Below are 9,918 nucleotides of genomic sequence, written 5' to 3'. Positions count from 1 at the left end.
CACCATGAAGCTGCCCAGCGCCACATAACCCAGCAGCAAGGCCACCACACTCGCCACCAACACCAGCCATACCAGAACGGCCAACACGCCGAGCCACAAGGGACGCGGTGGTACGCGGTCGGCATCGGGGCCCCGGTCCAGCAAGCGGCGCAAACGCTCGCCCCGGCCCACAGCAATCACCATGGTGATGCCCAGCACCAGGGCCAAAATGCAGTTCAAGGCGACGGTGGTTGCCAGGCTGGCGTTGACCAGCGCATACAGGCGCTCTACCAGCCAGCCAGCCATGGTGATGATCGCAAACACCAGCGGAAACCAGGCCAGTCCCACCGCCACCGTATCCGGCAAAGCCGGCAAACGCCAGCTGGGCCTATCGGCCGCCAGCAGCGCACGCCCAAGGCCCACCACGTAGCCGCCAAAACAGGCCAGACTCAGACTGCGCACCAGCAGGGCATGCGGCAAAGGCGACAAATCGGCACGCCACTCCAGCCCGCTGCGCACAACCACCGCCACCAGGCCCCAGGCCAGCACGGACAACACAATGCGCACCACGGCAAATAGCGATCGCCGCAAACGTCCATGCGGTATGCGGGTGGTCGCAATATGCAGCAGCCAGGCCTCGGCTTTGCGGCGCAACAGTACCAGTAGCACCAAAGCGGCCGCCATGCCGACCCACACGCCCACCGATGCCGTGCGCAGCGCCAGCAGCAGTTCGCCAGCCAGCGCCCCCAAACGGCCCGCATCGACGGCATAGTTGTCGCCCAATTCACTCCAGAATGCGGGGGCCAGAATCGAGGCCGTACGGTGCCCCAGCTCGGTCTGGAACTGGGCGCGGCGTTGCACCGATATTTGGTCGGCCAGTTGCCCGGCCTCTACCGCCACCAGACCCGCCAGCTTGACCTGGGCATCCAGCGCATTGCTGCTTTTGTCGAGTTGGTTGCGCAGGGTGGCGATGTCAGGCGTTTCTTTTTTGTCGGTGGGCGGCTTGCCCAGTTCGGCCAAGCGGGCTTGCACACTGGTGCGCTTGGGTTCAAGATCGTCGGCCATCTTTTGCGCCTGGGTCTGGGCCACCAGGGCACTGCTGCGCCAGGCCTGCAAATCCGCCTCTGGATCGGGCTTCGCCAAATCCTTCTGCATGGTCTCGACCTGCAGGCGCAACTGGTCCAGCGTGACCTCGGGGTCGGGAGCCTGCGCCCACACCGGCAAAGCCCACAGCAGCAAGGCCGAAAGCATTAAGCCAAAAAGGCCTCTAGCGCACATATTGTTTGCGCGTGCAGCTATCAATTGCATAGTATTTCATTCCTCACCAACTTGCATGCACGCGGATACCGAGCACCCCGAGCCATGCAAATTACGCCATGTTAGGGAACGAAAAAAAGCCACCAGGAGAAACCTCTTGGTGGCTTTAAATTCATTCTATGGTCGGGGCGAAAGGATTCGAACCTTCGACCCTCTGGTCCCAAACCAGATGCGCTACCAGGCTGCGCTACGCCCCGACAAGCCTCGTATTCTACAACGAGTTTTCAGGGGTTCTGGCCACTCAGTTGATTAAATCGCAAATAGCTTGAATTACCATGGTGCATCCACTTTCTACTGCCCCACTCCGTCCATGACACTTTCTACCTACCTCTTGTATGTGGCTGCCGTATCCGTGCTGGTGCTGTCGCCTGGCCCGACCATGCTGATGTGCATTACCCGCGCCTTGCAGCACGGCTGGGCGCGCGGCATTGTCTCTGGCCTGGGCAGTGTGACGGCGGCGCTGGGCATCATGCTGTTGTCGGCGCTGGGCCTGGGCGCGGTGTTGGCGGCATCCGAGACCGCGTTTACCGTGCTCAAAGTGGTCGGCGCGGCCTACCTGATTTACCTGGGCGTCAAAACCTGGCGCAGCCCGGCGGTGGCTTTCAACCCCGACCGCAGCGCGTCTGCCGCCCTGCCCTCGCTGCGCACCTGCTACGCCCAGGGCCTGATGGTGGGAGCCAGCAACCCCAAGGCGCTGCTGTTCTTCGCCGCGTTCTTTCCGCAGTTTCTGGACCCGGCAGCGGCTTGGGGCCCGCAAATGGCGATTTTGGCCGCCACCTTCATGTCCATGGAAATGACGGTGCTCACACTGTGCTCGCTGGGCACGGCACGCATCGCGCCCTTTTTGGCTTCCAGCGCGCATGTGCGCTGGATCAACCGGGTCTGCGGTGGCCTGTTTGCAGCCATGGGCGGCATCTTGCTCACGGTGCGCCGCCACGCCTAGATTATCGTTTTAATAGCTGCCAGCGCAGGTGCCACCTGCGCCAGGGCCTTAAATACCCGTAGGTTTGCGCATGGTGCTCATGCGGTCCACCGCCTTGAGCACGATGGTTTTGATGTCCGCACCTTGCAGCACCGTGAGCTGGATATCCACCTCGGCCTGGGCGTGGTCCCAAAGTTTTTTGTAGAAGCCTTCCAACGTGCTGACCTTGGCACCGTCCACGGCCAGCACCACGTCACCGGGCTCCAGGCCCGCCTCGGCGGCAGGGCTGTCTTTGCTGACGCGCAGAATCTGCACCCGCCCGGCCTGCTCGCTAGAGGTCAAACCGACCCAGGGCCGGTGACTTCGCTGGCTGCTACCGGTTTTTTGCAGCTCGGCCAAAATCGGTTTGAGCAAATCCACCGGTACAAACATATTGCCCGCCATACGCGGACTGCTGCCTAAAGCATCGCCCACCAGCAGGCTGCCAATGCCCATCAGCTCGCCTTTTTGGTTGAACACCGCCGCGCCCGAATGGTTGCCCACCGGCGGACTGGTGAAGATGGCGCTGTCGATGTAGTACTCCCAGTAGCCAGAAAATGGCCGTTGGCTGACCACCTGGACCATGTTCACATCGGCATCCTCACCGCCGGGTTGCGGCCCGGTGGAGGCCATCAGCGGCTCGCCGGTGCGCAATGCCTGCAAGCTGCCCAACGGCACCGGCTGGATACCGCGCAAAGGCAGAATCGGCCGGATCAAACCAAAACCAGTCGCCAGGTCGTAGGCCACGGCCTGCGCGGGCAGGGTTTTATGGTCTTGCGTGACGATCTCGATACTCTGTGCTTCCACCATCAGGTAGCCAATGGTCAGAATCAGCCCGTCTGGCCCGATCACCACGCCCGAGCCACTGCGCCGCTGGCCCAGGGTTTCCGCCGAACGCGCGCCCTCTTCCACGTTCACCCGCACGCCCACCACGGCGGCGTTGGCTCTGGACAAGGCATCGATCGTGGTCTGGGCCACAGGGGCCGGTGCCACCGCCGCCAAAGCGATACAGGCCGAGCCCCAAAAGGCCCACACACCCACGCCCAGAGAACGCAGACGGCAACGCAATAAACCGGTGTGCATGGTGAACTCCTAGGGCGGGGCGGATGCCCGCCAACCAAGAATGCGCCTAATTCAAACCGTACACAAGAGCGGGGATATTGATACCTTAGCCCGCCACACGGCCCAAAGCTTCGGCCCAGCGCCAGGCCATGGCCGGGGAATTCATGCAGGTAGTGCGCTCGCTGGCGCTGCAGACGGCGCGTTCCATCAGCTGGATGTCGGCCTCGTGCTGGCGGGCCACGTGCGGGTCTTCAAAAAAGATCACCTTGTGGCAGGTGCCGTCCAGCACACGTTCAGCAATTTGCGCATCGCCGCCCAGCGGGCCGCTGCGGTAAGGCGTAACCCAGGGCGTGTCGCGCGGCCAGCCCCGGCTCCAGGCCATCTCGTTGAGCAAGCCGCCAGTGGTGCCGGTCGCCACCCGCTCGCCAAAGCGCGACAGCAGGTCAAACTGCGTACCCGCAAACTCCACCATCTGGGTCTTCAGGGCATCGTGGGCGATCAGCGCCACCACCTGCTCAGGCATGGCCTGCAGCAACGCCGCACCCGGGGCCTGGGCGGCTTCCAGACCGGCGTGCAGGCTCTCTACCTTGAGCCATTCCAAGGCGGCAGCCTCGGTGGCCATGAAAGGCTTGCCGTGGATCACGCACTGGCGCTTCAAGGCCTGCGCCTCCGGGAAAAGCGAGGACGGATCGACCGGGTCGATTAAAAAAATCACCCCGTCCAGCGCCTGCCCCGGCTGCACGCCGCCCACGATGTGCGACACCAGCCGCGTGAGGCCACCCGAATGCCCGTTCGGGTAGCGCACCAGCCCCGGAAACTGCGCCAGCAAGCCGTAGCGCTCCACCGCGTCATAGGTGCCGCCCACGGCGTGCAGGCCCAGATGCAGGGCGCGCACTGCCGGTTCAGCGGCTTGCAGCCAGCGCAGCAAACTGCTGTCCGAACCCTGGCGGTGCAGGCGGTGGGCGATGAGTCCAAAGCGCATGGTGTCTCCTCCAATATTTTTTTGTAATTTACGCCAACACGCGCCCTTGTGCGTCTTTGCGCAGCCGGGCAAACGGCGGCAGGCCTTGCAGCAGGCGCTGGCCGTAGCTGGTGTCACTCAGGCGGCGGTCGTAGCAGTAGACGAAGGATTTGTCCGTCTCGGTACGGATAGCGCGGCCCGCCCACTGGGCCAGTTTGATGGCGGTGGCGGGCACCACCAGTTCGCTGAACGGGTCGCGGCCTACGCCGCGCAGCCATTCGGCGCGGGATTCGCCCACCGGGTCGTCGGGCGAGGCAAAGGGCAGCTTGGCGATAAACACGGTTTCGCACAGCTGGCCAGGCAAATCCAGGCCTTCGCCAAAGCTTTGCATGCCAAAGATGATGGACACCTCGCCCGCGCCCACCCGTTCGCGGTGCTGCTGCATCAGGCGGATGCGCGGCAGGTCGCCCTGCACCAGCACCTTGGGGCGCAGCGCGTCCGGCAGGGCCAGCACCGCCTGGCGCATCTGGTCGCGCGAGGTGAACAGGCACAGCGCACCGTGCTGCACGTCGGCCAGATCACGCACCAGGGCCAGCACCATCTCAGCCACAAAAGCGCTGGCATTGCGCGGGTCGGCCAGGGTCTGCACGGTGACAAACTGGCCCTGGGTGGCGTAGTCGAAAGGGCTGACCACTTCCAGCGTAGTGGTGGCTTCGTCGTCCTTCAGGCCGGTTTCTTTCAAAAAGAAATCGAACTCGCCGCAGCTAGTGAGCGTGGCCGACGTGACGACCGCCGCCCGCACCTGGGCCCAGAGCTGGTGGCGCAAAGTGGACCCCGGCAGGATGGGGCTGGCGCAGGCCTTGATCTGCACCCGGCCATCGGTCTCGGCCAGGGTGAACCATTTGGCGACCGGCGGTTGCGACTCTTTCAAGAGCAGCTGTGCCGTGGCGTGCACCGACTCCAGCCGCGGCGACAGCATCCCCAGTTGCGCGTACAGCACCGACAGGCGGCGTGCCTCGTTCGGCGCATCCTTCATCTCGGCGCGCAAGGCCTTGGCGATGTCGTTCAACACGCCCAAAAAGCTCTCGGCCATCACGCTGACCATGCCCAGCGGCTCCACCAAGGCTGGCGGCAGCTCGCCTTTGGGCAGGCGCACGCGGGCCGGGCCAAAGGCGCTAGGCGGCTCGCGCAGCACCTCGGCGTACAGCGTAGACACGGTTTTGGCGATGTCTTCCAGGGTTTGCTTGAGCTGGGAAGCGTAACGCCCCACGTCGGCCACCTCGGACACGCCCATCAGGCTGCCAATGCGCTTGGCGCGGCTGGCCAGGGTGTCGATCCAGCCCAGGCGGCTCAGGTCCATGGCGGTGGAAAACTTGTCCAGCTCGGGCAGGGTGCGCGTGCCCAGGGTGGACAGCAGCAGGTCGTGGTTGGCCACAATCACCTGCGCGCCGACCAGCTCTTTGCGCTTCTCGAAATAGGTACAGCCGTTGAAGGCCGGGCAGTGTTTGCCGGTGCAGCTACTGGCCTCGGCGGCGATGGGCTGCCAGATGTCGGCATCCGGCTGCTGGGCCAGGTTGTCGCGGTCGCCATCCCAGGCGGCGCTGGTCAAGTCGCGGGCCAGGCTGGCGTACTGCAGCATGCGGGCTTCTTCGTCGTGGCGCACAAAGCTGGCGGCGGCCAGTTCGTCGGCAAACATGTCGTCGTCGTCCGCTCCGCCCTCCCCGGCCAGGCGCGACAGCTTGAGCTTGCACACATAGCGCCCGCGCCCCTTGGCCAGGCCAAAGCGAAACGGCTCGTCCATCAGCGCCGCCAGCGCGGGCAGGTCTTTGGTGACCAACTGCTCTTGCAAGGCCACCGTGGCGGTAGAAATCAGCACCCGCGTCTTGCGCGCCAGGGCCACGGCAATGGCCGGGGCGCAGTAGGCCAGCGATTTGCCCACGCCCGTGCCTGCCTGGATCACGGCAATCGACCGCAGCGGCGTGTCATCTTCGTTCTCCATCTTGCCCAGCGTGGCCTCGGCAAAGGTTTGCGCCACCCGTTCGGCCATCAGCCGCTGGCCGGGGCGGCTGCGGAAGTCGCCCGCGGCGCTGACGACTTTGTCGAACGCGGCAAGAGCGGATTGGGCGGTGTGTTCGGGAGACATGGGCAAGGCGCAATAGACTGGATGGGCTTACAGTTTAACGGACGGCCTCGATTTATAAAAAATAGGGCTCTAGCGCAGATAGCACCTGCGCAGGCAGCTATTGAAAATATAGCGGGCAGAAAAAAACCCGCCGGGGCGGGTTTTTTTCAAGTTCGCTGAAGAATTACTTCTTAGCTGGCTTTTTGCTGTGTTTTTTCTTGGACATGGTGTTCTTTCGGTGGTGAAAAAATAAAACGTCTGGCATTCAACTCACATTTACCTGCAGACACCTCTAGAACGCGGTGCTGTCACTGGGGTTGACAGCTTTTCAAAACTTAACTTCCCGAACCAGCACCTTCTCCTTCTATTGGGTCAAGATTCTAAGGACGCAAACGCAGCGCTTCTGTGACAGCCGCCGTCTTTACAAAGGCCTTACACAGCGCAGTCCGGGCGCCGTGGACGTGACAGGATTAGGCCGCATGTACCATCGCCCTCCTCTATGCACCGCCGCCACACCGCCTACCGCCACCGCGACTTCCTACGCTTTCTGCTCTGCCGCCCGTTTTTCTGGATGCTGTTGTGCCTGGTGGCCGAAGCCGGGCTGGCCGCCTGCACCACCTGGCTGATCATCGAGGCCGGGCGCGACATGGTGGACAAGGTGTTTCTGGTGTCCGACTTTGCCTGGATCGTGGGCGTGCAGTCGGCCTCGTACGTCGTCGGGGCCAGCAGCTGGATTTTTGCCGAGCGTGCCGGGTTCGGCGCCTTTGGCCGCTACATGCTGCGCTTTGCCCGCGACAACCAGGGCCAGGCCACCCTGCTGGGGGACAAAGCCCAGCGCGAACTCGCCGAGCCGTTTCTGACCAACGAGGCCTTCCACATCTTCTTTGAGCTGGTCTACGAGCTGGAAGCCGACCTGAAGCTGCTGTTTGGCCTGCTGTTCAACGCCGCCGTGCTGGGCGTGGCCATCGACGCGGGCCTGCCGCTCGTCTACGCCGCCGTGTTCGCCGTACTGCTGCTCTTGCAATGGCTGGTGCGCACACCGGTGGCCGCCGCCTACCTGGCCCACCAGCGCAGCACCAACCGCATGACGGCCCACACCTACAGCGCCTGGGACAACATCTTCAGCGGCAACCGCTACAACTTCCGCCTGTGGCACAGCGGCTTCAAAACCCGGCTGCGCGACGCGCTGGCGGCGCAGATCCGGGCGATTCTGGCCCGCGAGGGGCTGGCCACCGTCAACGGCATCGTCTCGCTGGTGGCCTTGTTTGCCTACCTGGCCTGGGTGGCGGGCGACAACGTGGGCAACACCAGCCTGCTGGTCGCCCTGGCCGCCACCCTGCCCCGGCAAATTTCCTTGTCCAGCGACATGCACGGCCTAGCCTCAGGCTGGAACGACCTGGCCGCCGTGTGGACGCGCATTGGCGGCGCCTGCAACGCCATGCGGCCCGCGGTGGATGCCGCGTTTGACCAGCGCATCGCCTTTGACCGCATCCAGCTTTTATCTAGCCAAAATGGCACCCAGCGCTGCTCCAACCTGCAGGAGGCGCTACAACTATTGCAGCAACAGCCCAACGGCCGCCTGCAGGTGCGCGGCGGCAATGGTTCGGGCAAATCCACCTTGCTGGCGGCGCTGAAAACCCGGCTCGGCCAGCAGGCGTTTTACTGGCCCACACACGACAAACTGGCGTTTGGGTTTGCCGCAGCAGAAGCCATTGACGATGATTGCGGTGAACAAGACGAAGAAGCCGCGCCCAGCGGTTACTCTTCCGGTGAACGCCAACTGCGCGCGCTGCAAGAAATCACCCAAAAAACCCAGGCCAGCTTCTACCTGCTAGACGAGTGGGATGCCAACCTGGATGCCCGTAACCGGGCGGCCGCCGAGGCGCTGGTGCAGGAACTGGCCGCACGCGCAGTGGTGGTGGAGATTTCTCACCGGACCTAAAGACCTTTTCACGATCTCTTCAGCGGCGCATTGGGGGAGCAGTCAGGGGCGTTGCGGCACTGATGCAACTGGGCCAACATAGTCTCACTGTGCCTTGCTGAGGCCTACCAGCTGTACTTCACCCCAACTTGGGCGGTGCCGGAGGTGTATTGGTGCCCGCCAACCTCTAAGCCGATTGAACCCCACATGCTCACGGCCTTGCTCACGTTTCCTTGCACGCCAATCTTGGTCTCCAGGCGATTGCTCGGCAGCGCATCGCGCACCGTCGCACCGTCCAGCACCACGGACTGCGAGCTCGGACCATGCCACCAGTTCACTTCCACAAACGGGCGCGTCAGTGTCGTGCCATTGCCGTCCTTGATGTCGGCGCGCACGCGCACGCCCAGGCGCGTGGTCACCCCCGTGCCCGACTGTCCGGACACCACCGTGCCGTTACGCTCGGTGTGGGTATCCACCTGGTAGTCCGACACGATCAACTGGCCCTGCGGTTCGATGAAGGTGCGGGTATTGCCGCTCGCATGAAGCGGAACCGAATACCCCACCTCCAGCGATGCCGCCAAGTTGCGTGACTTGTAGTTTTCGGTCGGTAGGCCTTGCCCGGTCACCGCATTGTTGAACCGGCCATACATCATCCAAGCATCCACATACGGGCCGGACAGCATGTCCTTGTCGCCGTACCAGGTACCGTACACGCCCAGGTTGGAGCCCTTGACGGTGCCAAGCGCACTCGTCTTTCCATTGTCGGCACGGCTCTGACCAAAGCCGTATGCAACCATCACACCGATGCGGATGCTGCCATCACCGTGGCCGAAACGAGCCACATCCATACCGGCATGCACCAGAGTGGACGTCTCACTCAAAGACTGCACGCTCTCCCGGCTGCTGGTCTTGGCGACGACCCGCCCCCAGATGGGGGTGTCGCTCGACGGGTTCTGGCCGTCATTCACACCGCCCGGCACTTGGGACAGAGACAGACCTTGGCGGTCGTGTGCGGAATGGAACTGCATCATTTGCGTGAACATCCGGTTGTTCAGGTATCCCCCAATTTCGGGGCGGAGTGTTGCCGTGTTCGACAGGTACCAGTCGTCGGCCACGCCACCATTGCCGCCACGCTGGAGGTTGTAGTCGTACAGCCCGGAAGCGATCGTGCCTACGCCTGCCCGGTAGCCGTCCGAAGAAGGCGACAGCGCAAAGGCGGTTGTGCCAGTGCTTCCACCGTGGATGGTTTCCACCACACGGATACCTTGGGTGGTCTGCGCACCGGTACCGCCACCGTGCTTGATCACCAGGCCGGTGCTCCCCGAGGCGCTGCCACCGTCGATCACGATCTGGTCGGTTGCCGACAGGTCGTTGCCCAGCACGGTATAGAGTTCCACGGTGCCGCCATTGCCGACCCAGTTGCTGGCCGTCAGGGTGCGCCCTGTGGCCAGGGGCAGCGCGCCAGGCGCGGCAAACTTAATGGCACCGGCCAGGTCGACGTTGTTGACGACGGAGTTGGCCGTCATGGTCCAGGTACTGGCTGCGTCGATGCTGAGGTCCACCGGGTCAATCCAGCCGGTCAGCCTCGCGCCGTT

General features: G+C 63.6%; 7 protein-coding genes and 1 tRNA gene. 2 read left to right on the top strand and 6 right to left on the bottom strand.

From position 1 onward, the window contains the following. A partial coding sequence (locus tag ABI213_RS15975) for a DUF3772 domain-containing protein (RefSeq protein ID WP_348027822.1) occupies nt 1-1,230 on the bottom strand: 1,230 nt, incomplete at its 3' end. Between the two features lie 186 nt (nt 1,231-1,416). Continuing rightward, nucleotides 1,417-1,493: transfer RNA gene (locus ABI213_RS15970), tRNA-Pro, on the bottom strand. 113 nt (nt 1,494-1,606) lie between these two features. On the opposite strand from ABI213_RS15970, the gene ABI213_RS15965 reads away from it, so the two are divergent. Beyond that, nucleotides 1,607-2,239: a LysE family translocator gene (locus ABI213_RS15965; RefSeq protein WP_348005400.1), complete on the top strand. Its 633-nt coding sequence runs from the start codon at nt 1,607-1,609 to the stop codon at nt 2,237-2,239. 48 nt (nt 2,240-2,287) lie between these two features. Here ABI213_RS15965 and ABI213_RS15960 read toward each other — a convergent pair whose 3' ends face one another. The 3 genes from ABI213_RS15960 to dinG all read right to left on the bottom strand — a co-directional run bounded on the left by ABI213_RS15960 (nt 2,288) and on the right by dinG (nt 6,423). Beyond that, complete coding sequence (locus tag ABI213_RS15960; RefSeq protein WP_348027820.1) at nt 2,288-3,340, bottom strand: S1C family serine protease; 1,053 nt, start codon at nt 3,338-3,340, stop codon at nt 2,288-2,290. Between the two features lie 85 nt (nt 3,341-3,425). Continuing rightward, nucleotides 3,426-4,301: a methylglyoxal synthase gene (locus ABI213_RS15955; protein ID WP_348027818.1), complete on the bottom strand. Its 876-nt coding sequence runs from the start codon at nt 4,299-4,301 to the stop codon at nt 3,426-3,428. Between the two features lie 28 nt (nt 4,302-4,329). Then, entirely contained in the window at nt 4,330-6,423 is a 2,094-nt protein-coding gene (dinG, locus tag ABI213_RS15950) for an ATP-dependent DNA helicase DinG (protein ID WP_348027816.1), read from the bottom strand. 478 nt (nt 6,424-6,901) lie between these two features. Between dinG and ABI213_RS15945 the strand changes: the two genes are divergently transcribed. After that, the gene (locus tag ABI213_RS15945) at nt 6,902-8,344 is read left to right on the top strand and encodes a hypothetical protein (RefSeq protein WP_348005791.1); all 1,443 of its coding nucleotides are present in this window, start codon (nt 6,902-6,904) and stop codon (nt 8,342-8,344) included. 104 nt (nt 8,345-8,448) lie between these two features. Here ABI213_RS15945 and ABI213_RS15940 read toward each other — a convergent pair. Continuing rightward, the coding region (locus tag ABI213_RS15940; RefSeq protein WP_348027814.1) for an autotransporter outer membrane beta-barrel domain-containing protein at nt 8,449-9,918 on the bottom strand (1,470 nt) is incomplete at its 5' end.

The organism is Rhodoferax sp. (genome assembly GCF_039922535.1).
Classification (GTDB): Bacteria; Pseudomonadota; Gammaproteobacteria; order Burkholderiales; family Burkholderiaceae_C; genus Rhodoferax_B.
This window is presented reverse-complemented; position numbering and strand designations above follow the sequence as displayed.

Excerpts from the sequence above, each read along its gene's own strand:
- ABI213_RS15965 (WP_348005400.1), top strand. The coding sequence starts at position 1,607 with ATGACACTTTCTACCTACCTCTTGTATGTGGCTGCCGTATCCGTGCTG.
- ABI213_RS15960 (WP_348027820.1), bottom strand. The coding sequence starts at position 3,340 with ATGCACACCGGTTTATTGCGTTGCCGTCTGCGTTCTCTGGGCGTGGGT.
- ABI213_RS15955 (WP_348027818.1), bottom strand. The coding sequence starts at position 4,301 with ATGCGCTTTGGACTCATCGCCCACCGCCTGCACCGCCAGGGTTCGGAC.
- dinG (WP_348027816.1), bottom strand. The coding sequence starts at position 6,423 with ATGTCTCCCGAACACACCGCCCAATCCGCTCTTGCCGCGTTCGACAAA.
- ABI213_RS15945 (WP_348005791.1), top strand. The coding sequence starts at position 6,902 with ATGCACCGCCGCCACACCGCCTACCGCCACCGCGACTTCCTACGCTTT.